Source organism: Komagataeibacter xylinus, assembly GCF_009834365.1.
Lineage (GTDB): Bacteria > Pseudomonadota > Alphaproteobacteria > Acetobacterales > Acetobacteraceae > Komagataeibacter > Komagataeibacter xylinus_D.
Genome location: NZ_CP041348.1, coordinates 1,453,023 through 1,468,710 on the forward strand (window position 1 = coordinate 1,453,023; position 15,688 = coordinate 1,468,710).

Below are 15,688 nucleotides of genomic sequence, written 5' to 3' on the forward strand. Positions count from 1 at the left end.
GTGGTCAGGCGCTTTTGGCCAGCGGCTGCTGCGTCTGTTGCACCTGGGCCGGGCCGGGCAGACGGGTAAGCAGATGCGGGCGTTCATGATCTGGCAGCAGGTCGGCCAGCGTTGTTGAATCCAGCACGCTCATAAAGGCGCTGAGCGCAGTAGAGAGTACGCCGCGCAGCTTGCACATCTCTGACAGGATGCAGCAGTTGCCATCGGGGTGGCTGGGTTCGCAATGGACCAGCTGCAGGTCATCCTCGGTCTGGCGCACGACATCGCCAATGCGGATATCCTCAGGGGCATGGCCAAGAACAAGGCCACCACCACGACCACGCCGCGCATCAACCAGCCCAAGGCGCGACAGTCGGTGAATGACCTTGACGAGGTGATTTTCAGAAATGTCATACGCGCTGGCTATCTCATGGATCGAGACACGCCTGTCGGCATGCAGTCCCATGTATAACAACGTACGTAAGGCATAATCGGTGTGCAGGGTCAGGCGCATACCGATAGCTAGCATGGCGTGAATGACCAGAAACAGACCTCTATAAATTGCATAATAAATGCATATTAATGGGTGCAATCCTCTCCAACCCTTGGTTTTAGGGCCTTGATTGCTCTTAAAGGCGACAAATTCGGTGCTATAGTATCACGGTAATGTGATTGAAGTAACAGATAACAACCATCATTCTGCCTCTATTCCATTAAGCAGATCCGGTTCGCGTTCTGGTATGAGAAAAAGACATTTTTCCATAAATAAAATTAAATTTTTCAGTAGTTTAATTCCTAAAGCCTCTCGTTGCTCCCCATGCCCTGCTACTGAGAAAGAGGGGAGGCTGACACACGCTTTCAACATGCGCGTGATTAGGGTGAGCAATAAGCAGCGGCCCTGGCCGGCGGCAGAACGCGCGGTTTCATGCGCCCACCGGGGGCTGGTACGGGCACAGCCCAGGTGCCCCTGCAGTGAGATAATATTAAAAAATTTAAGGAAAACTGCCAAAAACAGGCACACCCTGCCACCATTCGCGGCAGGACTCTGCGCAGGCCCGTAGCCTGAAATACGATTCGCATCCCTCTCTCACGCCGGGCAGGAGAGAAACCATAAGGACAACACCGCTGCCCTCGCGTCTGATCCATGCCATCCAGCCTGGCCTGTGGCGACGCATTGAGCACAGGCAGGTGAGGCTCCGACCCATGGCGGGCCATCCTGCACGTATGCCCATCCGCTTTATTCTCCCATGTCCCGTCTTGGTGCGCCCTACGGGTCATGGGGGAAATCATGCATCGGGTGCATGATTACACGGCAATATCTCTATAATCGCATTCTATTCAAAAGGGTAGGGGGGTATGGGTATGGCAGTTTTTTATATTGGCCCTGCCTGTGCGTCCGATCAGGAGGGGGAGGTTGCGCGTCTACCTTGCAAAACCGGGGGTGCGTGCGTTACTTCCGGCGTTATCTTCTGATTAATGGCAGCAGGATTTTTGATTTGGCCAAGCCCGGAAAACGTAATGCCAGCGGGCGCACGCGCGCCATTGTGGTCGCGCTGCTGCTGGGTGTGGTCGTGGGGCTGGGGCTGCATGCGGCGGGCCCGGCTGCGGCCGAGGCCGCCAGCCGCTGCGCCACCCTGCTGACGGGGCTGTTCCTGCGCCTTGTGCGCATGATCATTGCCCCGCTTGTTTTTGCCACTCTTGTGTCGGGCATTGGCAGCCTTGGTGATGGCACGCAGGTGCTGCGCATCGGGGGGCGCATCCTGCTGTGGTTCATCGTCGCCTCCTTTCTGTCGCTCATAACCGGCCTGCTTGCCGCCAACCTGCTTCAGCCCGGGGTCGGCTTTACCGTGCCTACTGCCGCTGGTGATCTGGGGCTTGCGCATGCGCATTTCGATCCGGTCGAGTTCATGCTGCATGTGGTGCCCACCAGCATTTTTGATGCCATGGGCCGCAACGACATCCTGCAGATCGTGGTGTTCTCTGTCCTGTTTGGCCTTGCACTGCCCGCGGCGGGCAAGGGGGCGCAGCGCATGATCCTGCCCTGGACGGCCGAACTCGCCCGCATCATGCTGCGCGTGACCGATATGGTGATGTATGCTGCCCCCGTGGCCGTGTTCGGGTCGGTCATGGGCAGCGTGGCCCATAGCGGCATTGGCATTCTGGGCATGTTTGGCGTGTTTCTGTGCAAGTTCTACGGCACGCTGGGCGTGCTGTGGGTGCTGCTGACCGCCATGACCTTCTGTGTGCTGGGCAGGCGCGTGTTCGCACTGGCGAAGCTGCTGCTCCAGCCCATCCTGCTTGGCTTTGCCACGGCAAGCAGCGAGGCCGTCTATCCGCTGCTCGTCGAGCGGCTGGAGCTTTTTGGCGTGCCTGACCGCATCAGCGGCTTCGTGCTGCCGCTGGGCTACAGCTTCAATCTTGATGGCTCGGTGCTGTTCCAGTCCTTTGGCGCGCTGTTCATCGCGCAGGCCTATGGCATCCACATCCCCATAGGCCAGCAGATCGCGATGGTGCTGGTGATGATGCTGAGCAGCAAGGGCATTGCGGGCGTGCCGCGCGCGGCTCTGGTCACGCTGGCCGCCGTCATGCCGCAGTTCGGCCTGCCCGAGGCGGGACTGGCGCTGATCCTGGGCATTGACCACTTTCTCGACATGGCGCGCACGGCCACCAACGTGCTGGGCAATGGCTATGCCGCCGCCGTCGCCGCCCGGTGGGAGGGCGAACTGGCCGATCACGCGCTGGAGGAGGGGGCATAACCCCCTCCTGTGTGTGAAAAGTTTTTGGTGAAGCTTTTTTCAAAAAGCTTCAGAAGAACGTCGCCTTTTTGAAAAAAGGCGGCATCCAAAAACTCCTGTTTTATGCTTTTGCCAGCGCCGCGCGCAGCTTTTCATCCAGCACGTCAAGGAAAGGCTGGGTGTCGAGCCATTTGGTGTCCTTGCCTACGAGCAGGGCGAGGTCCTTGGTCATCTGCCCGCCTTCCACCGTCTCGATGCAGACGCGCTCGAGCGTGTGGGCGAAGTGGGTGACATCGGGCGTGTCATCGAATTTGCCACGATAGGCCAGGCCACGTGTCCAGGCAAAGATCGAGGCAATGGGGTTGGTGCTCGTCGGCCGCCCTTTCTGGTGCTCGCGGAAGTGGCGGGTCACGGTGCCATGGGCGGCTTCGGCCTCGACCACGTCGCCCGTGGGGTTGAGCAGCACCGAGGTCATCAGGCCAAGGCTGCCGAAGCCCTGGGCCACGATGTCGCTTTCCACGTCGCCATCATAGTTCTTGCACGCCCAGACGTAGCCGCCCTTCCACTTCAGTGCGCAGGCCACCATGTCATCGATCAGGCGGTGCTCGTAGGTCAGGCCCAGCTTTTCGAATTCAGCCTTGAACTCACGCTCGTACACCTCCTGGAACACATCCTTGAACATGCCGTCATAGGCCTTGAGGATGGTGTTCTTGGTGGAGAGGTAAACCGGGAGTTTGCGGTCGCGCCCATAGGCCAGCGAGGCACGGGCGAAGCCCTCGATCGAGGCGCGGGTGTTGTGCATGCCCAGCGCCACGCCGGGACCCTTGAAGTCATGCACGTCCAGCACCTGCTCGGGGCCGCCATCAGCGGGGGTGTAGCGCAGCGTGACCTTGCCTGGGCCGGGAATGCGCGTTTCGGCCGCGCGGTAGATATCGCCATAGGCATGGCGGCCGATCACGATGGGCTGGGTCCAGTGCGGCACGAGGCGTGGCACGTTGGTGCAGATGATCGGCTCGCGGAAGATGGTGCCATCAAGGATGTTGCGGATGGTGCCGTTGGGCGAACGCCACATCTTTTTGAGGCCAAACTCCTTCACCCGGTCCTCATCGGGGGTGATGGTGGCGCATTTCACGCCCACGCCGTAGCGGCGCACGGCCTCGGCGGCTTCCACCGTCACGCGGTCATCGGTCTCGTCGCGGTGGGTGATGCCGAGGTCATAATATTTCAGGTCGATATCGAGATAGGGCAGGATCAGCCGCTCGCGGATGAAGTGCCAGATGATGCGGGTCATCTCGTCGCCATCTATTTCGACAACGGGATTCTTGACCTTGATCTTTGCCATGGTACGTCTGTGTGCCTTTGTTAAATCTGGTTTTTTGAAGGGTGTTTTTTTTGTGGCGCCCGTCTGCGCGGGCCCTCCCGGCGGCCCGCATTATTAGGCGCGTGCCCGGATGATAAAAAGCATTGCCGCATGCCGGTTCGTTCACAAACGTGCCAGCCCTGCGGCGCGTGGCCGTTCGCCGCCATTGCGCGCGGGTCTACCCGCCTGTCCGCACGCGTGGCATGAAGGTGAAATGAACAGGCTTCCCCCCGCACGCAGGTTTCTGCATCGGCCGCGCTCATGGCGGCAGGCATGGCCCGATGCGCTGCTGGGGCTGATGGCTGTGCTGGCATTGCTGCCCGCCTGCACGGCGTTGCAGGGCATTGTGCGCGCGCTCATGCTGTGGGGGGTGATTGCCCTTGCCTTCAACAGCAGGCGGGTGCTGCTGGCGGCTTTGCTGCCTGCCGTCGTGCTGCTGCCGGGCGCGTTGTATTACATCCATATCAGCGGGGTACCGCCGGGTTATCCGTTATGGCTGATCCTGTTCTACTGCTCGGTGCCGGTGGTGATGGGCTATGTCGCCCCGGTGCTGCCCTGGCTGTGCGCGTGGGCGGTGTTCTGGTCCGGGCTGGCCGCACTTTACCTGTTGCGTCCGCGTGGGGCGGTGGCGCAGTGCCCTGCCTGGTGGCGCTGGGGCGGGGTGGCGGTGCTGGTGGTGCTGACGGTGGTGCCGGTCATACGGCTGTGGCACAGCCTGCCGCCCACCCGCGGGGGCACGGAGAACCCGCTGGTGGCCATCCATGCCCGCTTTGACCGTGCCTGGCCGTGGAGCCTGCTGACCGGCTATGCGGCGGCAAGGCGCGAGACATGGCGCGTAACCGCCATGGCGCGGCGCATCAGCCACGAGCCGGTCAATTTCCTGACTCCGCCCGCAACCGATGCGAAGCAGGTGATCGTGCTGGTTATTGGCGAGAGCGCGCGCCGCGATCACCATCACGGCTTTGGCTACGCCCTGCCCACCACGCCCGAGATGGATCAACTGCCCGGCCTGCTGCGCTTTGACAACGTGGTCACCCCCTTTGACTACACTGTGGGTGCCGTGCCGGTCATCCTGTCAGGCTATGACCGGCTGCGGCCGGGAGCTGCGCCGGGGCATGACCTTGTCTCGGTATTCAACGCGGCGGGGTTCGATACGTGGTGGATCAGCAATCACCCTCGCCTTGGCCCGTATGACAGCGTGATCGGCGCTTATTCGGAGCAGGCGCACCATATCGCTTACACCACCGTGCAGGGCGGCGTGATGAGCCGGCCCGTGCTTGATGAGCGGATGCTGCCGGTGTTCGATCAGGCCGTTGCCGGGGCGCAGGGGCCGGTGCTGATCGTGCTGCATCTGTTTGGCAGCCACGAGAATGCGGCGGACCGTTCGCCTCCGGGCTTTGCCCATCTGGGCAGCGCGTATGACAACAGCATTGCCTATACCGACCATATCCTCGCCCATGTGCAGGCCAGCCTGCAGGCGCATGGGGGCGAATCTGCCCTGTTTTACGTGCCGGACCATGGGGTGCGGGTGAATGAATGCACGGGCGGCATTCCCACGCATGGTGATGTGCGCGCGGCCTATGAAGTGCCGCTCTATTTCTGGGCCTCGCCCGGCTGGCAGGCCACCCACGTCTCGGCCATGCAGGCCGCGCGTGCCAACGTGCATGCGCCGTTTACGCTGGCCAGCATGCCAGCCAGCGTGCTTGAGGCGGCGGGGCTGGCCTATGTGGGGCTGGAGCGCAACCTGTCGGTGCTCTCAGCCGCGCCTGTCCACCCGCGCCGGATCGTGCATGGCGATGGGGCCGCTAACCAGAACGTGGATTACGATCACAGCCATGACGACCCGGCCTGCCACATCGCGCGCGATTAACCGCTCATGACTGAGGAAGTTTGTGATGAAGCTTTTTTCAAAAAGCTTTAAAGGAACGCCGCCTTTTTTGAAAAAAGGCGGCACCGGAAACTTGCAGTCTTTATTTACTTCCCGTTGGGGTGGTCCTTGCGCCAGGCGTCATAGCGGCGCTTGTCCAGGCAGTAGGCCAGATCGCGATAGAGCTGGATGTGGCGGATATGGGTCACGTCCTCCTGGCAGGCGATCTTGTCGCTGTCCTTGTATTCCTCCCACGCAGGTTGCAGCACCAGGGCGCGCTCCTTCTCCGCAGTGACGCAGGCATTGGTCACCTCATCGCCAAACTCGGTGGTGCAGGCATCGACTACCGGATAGTTGGGAAATGTCAGCGCCGGGGCGGCAAGCTGCACCTCGGGGCGGATATAGAGCGAGTTCAGTTCCGCCTCGGGCACGTCGGCGCGGGCGGCGGGCACGCTGGTGGCGGCCAGCACGCCCAGCAGGGCACAGGTGATGATCTTGTTCATGTCTGTATGCCTTCATTCGAAAAAGCGCGGCACGGGGCTGCGCGCCTTATGTGGCCATAATGCCTGTTACTGCCAAGGGGAATGGGAATATGCGTGCCTATGGTGGCGCGGCCATCAGATCCCGCCAGGCGGGCCAGCCCTGCACGAGCCGGGCCAGTACGGCATAGCCCGCCCCACCGGGGTGCAACCCGTCGCCCTGTGCAATCCCGCCACACCATGCGGCACTGTCCAGCAGCGGCGCCCATACGGACAGGAAGGGCACGCCTGCCTGGCTGCACAAGGCCGCCATCGCCTGTTCCAGCACGCGGGTGCGCCGGTCGGAGCCGGGCTGCCCCACGGGCGGGGGGCCGATCATCAGGGTTGGCCATCTGGTGCGGGCAACGCGCAGGATCCGCTCGGTGGCGTGCAGGCTGTCCTGTAGTGCCAGCCGGGGCTGGCCTGCGGCATCAGCCACGGCATCATTGGCCCCGAAGGACAGGACAATGCCGCCATCATTCCGCCCATGCAGGCGTGCGAGCGCTTCTCCCTGCCAGCGCAGCGCGATGTCGTGGCTGGTCTGGCCCCTTATGCCAAGGTTGTAGAGGGTGAGATCATGTCCGGCCTGCCCCTCAAGCGCGCAAAGCCGACCGGCCCAGCCCTGGCAGGTTTCATCGCCCGTTCCCGTGACGTAGCTGTCACCGATAAAGCAGAGTCGCATACGGACATGATAGGCTCCGACCCGGTGCGAAGGCACTGGCATTTCTCTACTTTCTTATTTTGTTCTCATGTTTTAGACTGCTCCCGCCACGAATGCAGGGGAGCAGGAACACAAATGCGGGCAGGCATCACGCCATGGTTGGGCTTGTGGCTTCTACTGGTCCCCGCATCCACGTTGGCAGCCCCCACACCCTATCACGTAGCCCCTGCCGCCATAGGGTGCACGCAGGCTGCCAACATGCGCCGGGTGGGGGAACTGCCTCTTTCCATGCCTGCCATTGCCTATGCGCAGGCGCTGGCCCAACTGCATTGCCAGCGCGTTGACGGGGCGGGAACGTGGCAATTACTGGGCACGCGCGACGATGGCACTGTGGCACGGTTGCGCCCCCTGCCGGTGCGGCGGGATGAGGCGCCTTTATATTTTGCAGCAAGTAACGTGAGCGTAGCGGGTGCAGCACACGTAGCACCGCCATCAGGAGTATGGCGGTTGGTACTGGCGGGCGGTGTGGCGATGGTGCTGTGGCCTGTGCTGCGCTACGGCGGCCGATCGTGGCGGCGCAGGCGCGCGTGGCGGCTGTGCGGGCAACTGGTGTGCCATCATGCCGAGGCCCTGCGCATCCGCCGCCGCCAACTGGTGCAGTTCAACAGTTATGGGGTGGAGCGCACCGCGAAGTGGGAGCGTGAGCAGGCGGAATTCGTCAGGACGATCATCCAGCCCGCCCTGCGTGGCAAAAGGCTGGCCGCAACATGGCCTGCCCTGGCCCGGCGCGTGCTGGTGCTGATCGATCAGGTGGCGCGTCAGTCCCCTTCTGGCAGCGCGCCTGCGGATGGCTTTTCACCAGATATGGACCCCATTGCCTATGAGCGGTACTGCGCGGCCCGCCTGCGGGCCTGTGGCTGGGATGCGCATGCCACCCCGCCGGGCGGCGACCAGGGGGCGGATGTCATTGCCGTGCATGGCCATGTCAGGCTGGTGGTGCAGTGCAAGCTGTACCGCAACGCCGTGGGCAATGAGGCCGTGCAGCAGATTGCCGCCGCCCGCCTGCATTATCATGCCGATGTGGCGGCCGTGGTCTCGAATGCGGATTACACGATTCCGGCCCGGCAGCTTGCGCGGTCCAACAATGTGTTCCTGCTGCATCACGATGAACTGCCTGCCTTTGCCGCCCGGCTGGCGCGGGCGCGAAAGAAGGCGTGACGGACATATTGTGTCATAACATGACACGGACCTGTCTGCCCTCTCGCGCGCCCCGCCCTGCGGGAGAGGCGGTCAGTCCTTCGTGGGCTGCGAAACTGTGGGAGAAGGACGATTACGCGTGCTCAGCCTGACCGTAATCAGCAGATGGGCGATCATACGTGCAGAGTTGCTCATGGATCATACCTCCTATCCTCTTCATACATGAATCGTTTCGCAAAAGCGAAGGTTTCTTGAAAAAGGGTCGCATTTTGTGCCGCTGTTGCACCTCATGGCCGCCATCCCCATCTCTAGGGAGGAACGAAACAGGACAGGATCAGGGCTTGAAACGACATCGGGTACTGCTGGACGGACGTGAACTCTATGCGGGAGCACAATGGACACACGTGCAGCGCTTTGCCGCCGCCCTGCAGGCCAAAGGACAGAACGCCGTAGCGATTCGCGATGAAACACCCCCGCCGCCACGCGCGCCACGGGCCCGCCTGCGCGGCCTGCCCCCACGCGCCACGTCGCCCGCAGGGGAGTGAGGGGTGGCGTATTGTTATCTGATCATCGCCATCGTGGCGGAGGTGACGGCTACGTTCTGCCTGACCCTGTCCAACGGCTTTACGCGTGTGGGGCCATCCTGCGTGACGGTGGTGGGGTATGGGGTGGCGTTCTATGCGCTGTCGCTGGCACTGCGGGTTATTCCCACCGGTGTGGCCTATGCCATCTGGTCGGGCATTGGCACGGTGCTCATTACACTGGTCTGCCGCGTGCTACTGGGGCAGAAGCTCGATCTGGCCGCCATTGCGGGCATGACCCTGATCGTGTGCGGCGTGCTGGTCATGAACCTGCTTTCAGGGGCTGGGCAGCACGGATAAACGTTTCTGGTGAAGCTTTTTTCAAAAAGCTTTGATGAATGCTGTTCATTAAAAAAGGCCGACTCCGCAAGGAGCCAGCCCATGTCACGCTCAGCGGTGATGGCCCCCACCCCCGCCGGGACCATGACCACCGCCACCACCTGGACCGCCACCCGGACCACCGGGGCCATGGCCGCCTCCTCCAGGTCCGTGCCCACCGCCACCAAAGCCGCCCCCACCGAAGCCGCCACCATGATCGCCGTGCGGTCCTCTCCCCATGGGGGGGCCACCGCCACCACCCCGGCGCGGGCCGCCGCCAAAGCCGCCGCCACGGGGGCCGCGGGGGCCACCACCGCCACGACCTATATATGCCGGTGCGCCGCCATAATAATCGCCATAGCCATTGTAGTAGCCGCCGCCACCGTAACCATAACCGTAGCCGCCATATCCACCATAATAGCCGCCGCGCGGGCCATCCACGCACGCACTCAGCCCACTGGCCATGGCCAGCACGCAGAGGGATCGGGTCAGTTTTTTCATGGGCAGATCGTCCTTATTGTCATTGCGGGGGCAGGGCCTGAGCCTGCGGGGCGCATATGAGTGCACTAAGGCGACTGTTCCGGTCTTTTCACGCGCATGCAAGGGCGTGGGGAAACCGTGGTCCTGTTTTTTCACGCAAAGAAGTCTCTGGTGAAGTTTTTTTCAGAAAGCTTTGGAAAACGCTGCTTTCCTCAACCCTTTCCCGCCATGCGGAAAGGAATATGGCCGGGGGAGAGGACAAGGCCCGCCCCATCCCGGCCAGCCTGCGTGCTTATTTCAGGCCGTCGGCCTTGGCGAGTTCCTTGACGCGGCGCAGCAGCGAGGTTGCGTAGTCTTCCGCTTCCATCTTGGAGCTGAACCCGGCAATGGCACCAGTCAGGCCACCAATGTTGATTTCGATCGAGAATTTGCCCTGTGCGTCGGGTCCGGTCGCTACGGCTTTGCTCATGATGGCATCCTGTTCGTCTTGTTGTGTATCAGGGACACACGTGGTGTCCGTTCCATCATAAATGGGGTGGCGCGGGGCCATCATCCAGACCCGGCCCTGCATGGCAGGATGCCGCCACGCAATCTTGACATGGTGGCGGTTGATACAGGGGGCCTGCTGCCGGTTTTGCACAGGGCGGGGTAAGCTTGTTACAAGGGCTGCCTTTCATGGCACGGCATGATTGCAGCCCGCGCCGCTCCAGCCAGGATACTGCCCCGCATATGATGAAGCGCCTGCCCGGTTTCTTTCAGATGGCCCGCCTGTTCGACCTGTTCGAGGAGGGGGTGATGCTCATCCTGACCCTGCTGATCGTGGTGATCGCGGGCACGTCGCTTGTGCATGTGGTGGTGGCGGTGGGGCGCATGGTGCTGACCTCGGGGCTGAACCCGACCAGCCCCGAAGTGCTGCAGGGCATTTTCGGCATGTTCTTTACCGTGCTGATCGCCCTTGAGTTCAAGCATTCCATTCTGGTGCTGCCCGATGCGCAGCCTCACAGCATGATCCGCATGCGCTCGGTGCTGCTGATCGGCATGCTGGCTACGGTGCGCAAGTTCATCGTCATCGATCTCAAGGAAGTCGATGTAATGGAACTGCTGGCCCTCTCGGCCGCCGTGCTGTCGCTGGGCATTGTCTACTGGCTGGTGCGTGCCCCGATGCCCGCTGCTGCGGCACCGGTCACGCCAGAAGAATAAAGCTTTCGGGCACCGCCTTTTTAACAGGGCGGTGTTCTTTACGAAGCTTTTTGGAAAAAGCTTCGCCAGAAACTTTTATCTTTTCAGGTCTTATTTTGCACGGGCGAGGTCGTCCTCAAGCTTTTTCATGCGCGCGGCAAGCGCATGGGCATGCTCGGGTCGATCCTTCAGCGCGATGGCATGGTCACGACGCACCTGCTCGAGTTCACGCTCAAGGTCGGTGGTGGAGGGCATGTGATGATCTGCGGGCATGAACTGGCTCCATTAAAAAATGTGGTTCCCGTTCATGTCGGAATGCGTTCGGGCTGGCGCAACCTGTTTTTTGCGCGGATGTGGTATGCCGTGGCAGATCAGTGGCTTGCAGTGCACAGGGGCGCTGGCATGATGCGCACAGGGATTTCAACGCGCATGAGGGAAAGGAGAAGGCCTGATGGATTTCAAGGACGGCGATATCGTGGTGGTGAAGGATGATGCGGCGGTTAAGCCTGAACAGCGTGGCTTCAAGGGTACCATCGTGGAGATGATAGAAAACGGGCAGGTGCGCGTGCGTAATGACAGCACCGGCAATGATGCCTGGTTCTCGGCCAGCGACCTGCGCCACGAATAGCGGCGGGCGTGTGGTCAGTCTCCATCCCACAGGCGCAGGAAGGCGTATGGATAGGCCATGCAGGTCCGCATCAGATCCATCATGCGGCTAGACCATTCGGCGCCAGGTGCGGGGGCTGTCAGTATCTGCATGGCCGTGCTCCTTTAATGCTTTTGTGCAAACAGAGCGGGCCAATGGACCACCCTGTAATGCCTGTAACGAAATGCAAGCATGAAAGTGGGCGGGGCGGGTATCACATCTGCATGAGTAACGCGCCGTTGCGCGGCAGGCGCATTGCCGCCGCGCATGCCGTGTTTGGACGGTTGCGCCCACATGGTGATAGAAGTACGAAAACCGGCCCTTACGGGAACCAGACAGACAGCGAAGAGATTTGATGAACCGCAGCAAAATTGTGAAATGGGGGACCATCGTGTCCCTGCTGCTGATGATGGGCAGCGTGGGCGTGCTGGTGCGCGGCATGACGGCTGATGGCATTGGCCCCATCTCATGGATGGTGGCCGAAGGACTTGCGGGGCTTGGCCTGCTGGGGCTGGGGATCATCAACATAAGTGGCGGGCGCGACTGAGCGCCCGCCGGGGCGTCTGGACCTAATTGCCCATGCCGGGGCCGCCTGAGCCGCCCGGTCCGTCATCAGGTGAGTCCTGGCCGGGCGAGCCGGTCATGCCGCCCACGCCGCCGCTCTGGTCGGAATCGCTGGGCGGGTGGCCGGCCTGGCAGGCTGCCAGGCCTGCAAGAAGCAGCAGAACGGTAAATTTTTTCATTGAGGGTTTGCGTCCTTCGATCACGATATGGCGAGGTATGTAAGGATATTGCTGCCGGAATCAAAGCCTTTCCCCGTATCTTTAAGGGGCCGAGGCTGAAACCGGTTCCACGCCAAAACGGTAGATGGTCGTTTCATCATATGTCTGGCCCGGGCGGAGTTCGATCGAAGGGAAGTCCGGGTGGTTGGGGCTGTCGGGATAATGCTGGGTTTCGAGCGCTATGCCATCGCCCTGCCGGTACGTGCGGCCTGAAGGCCCGGCATAGGCGCCATCGAGGGAATTGGCCGTATAAACCTGCATGCCGGGTTGGGTGGTCAGCACCTCAAGCACCCGGCCCGATGCCGGATCACGCAACCGGGCCGCAGGCACCGGTGTTGCGGCATGGGCGCGGTTGATAACCCAGTTCTGGTCATAACCATGGGCATAAAGCATCTGGGGCATGCTGTCGCGCAGGCGCGCGCCGATGCGGTGGGGCGTGCGGAAATCGAGCGCCGTGCCTGCCACCGGGGCAATGGTGCCGAGCGGCAGCGCGTTGGCATCGGTGGGTGTATAGGCATCGGCATTGAGCTGGAGCACGTGGTTTTCCACCGTGCCGCTGCCTTCGCCGCTCAGGTTGAAGTAGCTGTGGTTGGTCAGGTTGACCACCGTAGGCCGGTCCGTCGTGGCGCGGTAATGCAGCGAAAGCTCATTGCGCGTGTTGAGCGCGAACGTGACATGCGTGGTCAGCGTGCCGGGAAAACCTTCCTGCCCGTCGGGGCTGACAAGCTTCAGGGTCACGCTGGCGGTATCTGCCTCAAGGTCCGTGCCCTCCACGGTCCAGACCTGTTTGTCAAACCCCCTTCGGCCACCATGGAGCGCGGTCGTGCCCTTGGTGGGCGGAATATGGTAGCGTCGGCCCTCAAGCACGAAAGTGCCGTTGGCAATGCGGTTGGCTACGCGGCCTACCGTCGCGCCAAAAAACAGGCCGCCCTTCGCGCTGTCCACCGTGTAGCCTGCCAGCGTGGGGAAGCCCAGCACCACGTCATCGACATGGCCGTTACGGTCTGGCGCCTCGATAGTGGAAATGATGCCGCCATAACTCAGCACCTGCACGCGCATGCCATGTGCATTGGTCAGGGTGAACTGCTCCACCTGCTGCCCATCGGGCGTTGCGCCAAACGGCGCACGGGTCAGGGTGGGCGCGGGCAGGGGCTGCGCCGCCATGACCGTTCCGGCCATGAGCATGCCAGCTACGAACAGGGCGGCGTGCGTGCGTGAAAAAAGGGCCTGCATGGCGGCGTCCTGTCAGTGCGAAGCGATATGCGACGTGTTTGCGGGTGGTTTATCTTGCCGCTCTTGGCATGATCCTGCAAAACAGTGTCGTGATGTAGGGTCTGGCATGCATGGGCATCGCACATGCATATGAAAGGGAGACAATGGGATACAGGGTAGTGTTGGCAGTGATGGCCGGAGGACTCGCCTGTACTGGCCTGACGGGCAGCGCGCGGGCGGCACTGGCGCAGGAACCTGCTTCCTCTCCCGCCCCGCATGTGGCGGCAAACCTGCAGAAACTGCCGCCGTACCAGAACAAGGTGAACGAATATATCGACCTCGCTTCGGTGCAGGCGCGTGGCACCCATTCCTCTGCCACCTTCATCCAGGATTTTGATGAGGACATGATCCGTCACGGGCTGCCTTTTGCCTCGGTGCGGTTTTCTGTCGTCTATAACTGTGCGGGCGATACCTATCGCACACTGGCCTATTCCACCTGGTCAGGACATATGGGCACCGGCCACCGCATTGCCGATGGCCCGGTACCGCGTGGCGAAATGACGGTTGACCCTTCCCTGCGCGACGGACGCCGCATTGCCTGTGGCAAGGCTGCGCATGGCGAAGGGGAATGAGTCTCCGTTCCTGTGGATAAAACGGTAAATAATGTGGATAAACGGGTGGAAGAGCCACGGGCTTACGCACCACATGGCTTAGGGAACAGATAAAAATGAGCGATCAGGCGACTGTGGACAGTCATGTGATTGACGCCGTGGCAACAGCTCTGGAGGGGGATGCGGCAGCCCCGGCTCCTACTCCCGCCGCCCGCGAGCAGGCCCGCGCCTTCATGCAGCGCCTGGAGCAGCAGGGGCTGAGCGTGACCCCGGCAGGTGGCGAATCCGCCCTGCGCCTGATTTCAGACGGGTTTATCGACCTGTTCTCAAGTGAAGACCGCAAGCTGAAATACAGCTCCCTTCTTGTGCTTTTCGTGGTGCTGGTGGTGCTTTACGTGCAGCCGCTGGTCATTCTGTTCGGGTTGCTGCTCAGCGGCGTGATCTTTTTCATACAGGCGCTGCGGCGCGACAATGCGGCGAACTGACCAGTCAACGGCTGGCCCGCGCGCAGGTTGCATGCCTCCTCCCGGCTTATGGTCTTTTTTAAACAGGCAGTGTTCTTCTGAAGCTTTTTGAAAAAAGCTTCACCAAAAACTTTTATTGTTTGTGGTCAGGAGTTTGTCCTGTTGCAGCCGGGGCCGCGTTCTTGGCGGGCAGGATGTCATCGCTGCCGCTCGAACCCGATACGAGTTGCCACTGCCGCCGGTCATCCTGATAGCGCGAGAGGCACATGAGCAGGGCCTGATATTTTTCCAGCCGGCCCGGATCATTGACCAGAGACAGGCACGCCCCGCGCAGGTCGCTGTCGTAGCCGGTCCATTGCGCACTCAGTGCGGCCTGGCTTTTCTGCTCGGCGCTGACGCATTCGCCGTCCGTATCGAGCATTTCCACATGGGCGCGGTCGCAGTTGGCGGCAATGTCGTATTGCGGCAGCGCCATCTTGCGCCCGTGCTGGGTGTCATACGGGTGGTGGGCCAGTTTTTCTATGTCCAGCCCCGGCTGGGCGGGGGGAGCGGCTGCGGCTGGTTGCAGCGGGGGCGGCAGGCTCTCGCCATGGGCCCTTGCGTAATGGGCCAGATCCTCAAGCGCTGGCATCGCGCCCTTGAGCGAAAACGCAATGGGATCATGCTCGAAAGGAATGAGCGCGCCGGTGCTGGCGTTTTTCAGCGCGTTGACCATGTCCGGCACGGTGTCGGGCTTGAGATCGCCGCCCGCCGTGTCCCATTTCTGGCCGGTCAGAAAGGTCTGGAGGGCCACGGTGAATTTGCCGATCATCGCCATGGCGGTTTCCACGCCCTTGGGGTTGCGGTACTTGCCATGACGCTGGTGAAAGGCAATGCCCAGCGTGCCGCTGGCCGAGCGGTAGAACATCACATCAAGCGTGCCCTGATGCGATATGATCATGGGCTGGCCGCCGGGGCCGCTATTGGCAAAGATCCAGTCCGGATCGGCGGCGCGCGCCTGTGTGGTGGCGCAAAGGGTTCCGATTGCCAGGATGGCAGCAGGTAACAGGCGCATCCCGGCTTTTCCTTCCAGATCCATGAAAAAACAGTGTGTGGGAG

At 61.7% G+C, this 15,688-nt stretch carries 20 protein-coding genes; 11 read left to right on the top strand and 9 right to left on the bottom strand.

Annotation, left to right across the window (positions count from 1 at the left end; all coding sequences use genetic code 11):
- Nucleotides 1-4: 4 nt before the first annotated feature.
- Entirely contained in the window at nucleotides 5-493 is a 489-nt protein-coding gene (locus FMA36_RS06880) for an Rrf2 family transcriptional regulator (RefSeq protein ID WP_159263711.1), read from the bottom strand.
- 982 nt (nucleotides 494-1,475) lie between these two features.
- Here FMA36_RS06880 and FMA36_RS06885 point away from each other — a divergent pair.
- The gene (locus tag FMA36_RS06885) at nucleotides 1,476-2,735 is read left to right on the top strand and encodes a dicarboxylate/amino acid:cation symporter (RefSeq protein ID WP_159261726.1); all 1,260 of its coding nucleotides are present in this window, start codon (nucleotides 1,476-1,478) and stop codon (nucleotides 2,733-2,735) included.
- 100 nt (nucleotides 2,736-2,835) lie between these two features.
- Here FMA36_RS06885 and FMA36_RS06890 read toward each other — a convergent pair whose 3' ends face one another.
- Entirely contained in the window at nucleotides 2,836-4,056 is a 1,221-nt protein-coding gene (locus FMA36_RS06890; RefSeq protein WP_159261727.1) for an NADP-dependent isocitrate dehydrogenase, read from the bottom strand.
- Nucleotides 4,057-4,288: 232 nt separating this feature from the next.
- On the opposite strand from FMA36_RS06890, the gene FMA36_RS06895 reads away from it, so the two are divergent.
- Nucleotides 4,289-5,944 (top strand): phosphoethanolamine transferase, encoded by a 1,656-nt coding sequence (locus FMA36_RS06895; protein WP_159261728.1) that lies wholly within the window; start codon nucleotides 4,289-4,291, stop codon nucleotides 5,942-5,944.
- A 104-nt stretch (nucleotides 5,945-6,048) separates the two neighbouring features.
- Here the strand turns inward: FMA36_RS06895 and FMA36_RS06900 are convergent, their stop codons facing one another.
- Both FMA36_RS06900 and FMA36_RS06905 read right to left on the bottom strand, forming a co-directional pair.
- Nucleotides 6,049-6,444, bottom strand: a complete 396-nt coding sequence (locus FMA36_RS06900) for a hypothetical protein (protein ID WP_159261729.1) — start codon at nucleotides 6,442-6,444, stop codon at nucleotides 6,049-6,051.
- 97 nt (nucleotides 6,445-6,541) lie between these two features.
- On the bottom strand, nucleotides 6,542-7,183 hold the full coding sequence (locus FMA36_RS06905) for a GDSL-type esterase/lipase family protein (RefSeq protein ID WP_346766526.1): 642 nt from the start codon (nucleotides 7,181-7,183) through the stop codon (nucleotides 6,542-6,544).
- A gap of 72 nt (nucleotides 7,184-7,255) precedes the next feature.
- On the opposite strand from FMA36_RS06905, the gene FMA36_RS06910 reads away from it, so the two are divergent.
- From FMA36_RS06910 to FMA36_RS19145, 4 genes are all read left to right on the top strand, one after another.
- Nucleotides 7,256-8,338, top strand: coding sequence for a restriction endonuclease (locus FMA36_RS06910; protein ID WP_159261730.1), 1,083 nt, complete (start codon nucleotides 7,256-7,258; stop codon nucleotides 8,336-8,338).
- A 320-nt stretch (nucleotides 8,339-8,658) separates the two neighbouring features.
- Nucleotides 8,659-8,862 (top strand): hypothetical protein, encoded by a 204-nt coding sequence (locus tag FMA36_RS06915; RefSeq protein WP_240906510.1) that lies wholly within the window; start codon nucleotides 8,659-8,661, stop codon nucleotides 8,860-8,862.
- A gap of 3 nt (nucleotides 8,863-8,865) precedes the next feature.
- Nucleotides 8,866-9,198 (top strand): DMT family transporter, encoded by a 333-nt coding sequence (locus tag FMA36_RS06920; RefSeq protein WP_159261731.1) that lies wholly within the window; start codon nucleotides 8,866-8,868, stop codon nucleotides 9,196-9,198.
- Between the two features lie 81 nt (nucleotides 9,199-9,279).
- Entirely contained in the window at nucleotides 9,280-9,777 is a 498-nt protein-coding gene (locus tag FMA36_RS19145; RefSeq protein WP_167518014.1) for a hypothetical protein, read from the top strand.
- Between the two features lie 211 nt (nucleotides 9,778-9,988).
- Here the strand turns inward: FMA36_RS19145 and FMA36_RS19150 are convergent, their stop codons facing one another.
- A complete protein-coding gene (locus FMA36_RS19150) occupies nucleotides 9,989-10,165 on the bottom strand; it encodes a hypothetical protein (protein WP_167518015.1) in 177 nt (58 codons plus the stop codon).
- Between the two features lie 206 nt (nucleotides 10,166-10,371).
- Here FMA36_RS19150 and FMA36_RS06930 point away from each other — a divergent pair, with 206 nt between their 5' ends.
- Nucleotides 10,372-10,896 carry a phosphate-starvation-inducible PsiE family protein gene (locus FMA36_RS06930; protein ID WP_240906511.1) on the top strand — a complete coding sequence of 175 codons (525 nt, stop codon included), beginning with the start codon at nucleotides 10,372-10,374 and terminating at the stop codon, nucleotides 10,894-10,896.
- Between the two features lie 90 nt (nucleotides 10,897-10,986).
- On the opposite strand, the gene FMA36_RS19155 is transcribed toward FMA36_RS06930, so the two are convergent.
- Complete coding sequence (locus tag FMA36_RS19155; protein ID WP_167518016.1) at nucleotides 10,987-11,148, bottom strand: hypothetical protein; 162 nt, start codon at nucleotides 11,146-11,148, stop codon at nucleotides 10,987-10,989.
- Between the two features lie 178 nt (nucleotides 11,149-11,326).
- Between FMA36_RS19155 and FMA36_RS19160 the strand changes: the two genes are divergently transcribed.
- Entirely contained in the window at nucleotides 11,327-11,503 is a 177-nt protein-coding gene (locus FMA36_RS19160; protein WP_167518017.1) for a hypothetical protein, read from the top strand.
- 373 nt (nucleotides 11,504-11,876) lie between these two features.
- Nucleotides 11,877-12,068 (top strand): hypothetical protein, encoded by a 192-nt coding sequence (locus FMA36_RS06935; RefSeq protein ID WP_078525976.1) that lies wholly within the window; start codon nucleotides 11,877-11,879, stop codon nucleotides 12,066-12,068.
- 22 nt (nucleotides 12,069-12,090) lie between these two features.
- On the opposite strand, the gene FMA36_RS19165 is transcribed toward FMA36_RS06935, so the two are convergent.
- Both FMA36_RS19165 and FMA36_RS06940 read right to left on the bottom strand, forming a co-directional pair.
- Entirely contained in the window at nucleotides 12,091-12,264 is a 174-nt protein-coding gene (locus FMA36_RS19165; protein WP_167518018.1) for a hypothetical protein, read from the bottom strand.
- An 81-nt stretch (nucleotides 12,265-12,345) separates the two neighbouring features.
- On the bottom strand, nucleotides 12,346-13,536 hold the full coding sequence (locus FMA36_RS06940; RefSeq protein WP_159261732.1) for an aldose epimerase family protein: 1,191 nt from the start codon (nucleotides 13,534-13,536) through the stop codon (nucleotides 12,346-12,348).
- 170 nt (nucleotides 13,537-13,706) lie between these two features.
- Here FMA36_RS06940 and FMA36_RS06945 point away from each other — a divergent pair, with 170 nt between their 5' ends.
- Nucleotides 13,707-14,147 carry a surface-adhesin E family protein gene (locus FMA36_RS06945; RefSeq protein ID WP_240906512.1) on the top strand — a complete coding sequence of 147 codons (441 nt, stop codon included), beginning with the start codon at nucleotides 13,707-13,709 and terminating at the stop codon, nucleotides 14,145-14,147.
- Nucleotides 14,148-14,242: 95 nt separating this feature from the next.
- Complete coding sequence (locus tag FMA36_RS06950) at nucleotides 14,243-14,611, top strand: hypothetical protein (protein WP_159261734.1); 369 nt, start codon at nucleotides 14,243-14,245, stop codon at nucleotides 14,609-14,611.
- A gap of 112 nt (nucleotides 14,612-14,723) precedes the next feature.
- Here FMA36_RS06950 and FMA36_RS06955 read toward each other — a convergent pair whose 3' ends face one another.
- Nucleotides 14,724-15,644, bottom strand: coding sequence for a hypothetical protein (locus tag FMA36_RS06955; protein ID WP_159261735.1), 921 nt, complete (start codon nucleotides 15,642-15,644; stop codon nucleotides 14,724-14,726).
- Nucleotides 15,645-15,688 lie beyond the last annotated feature (44 nt).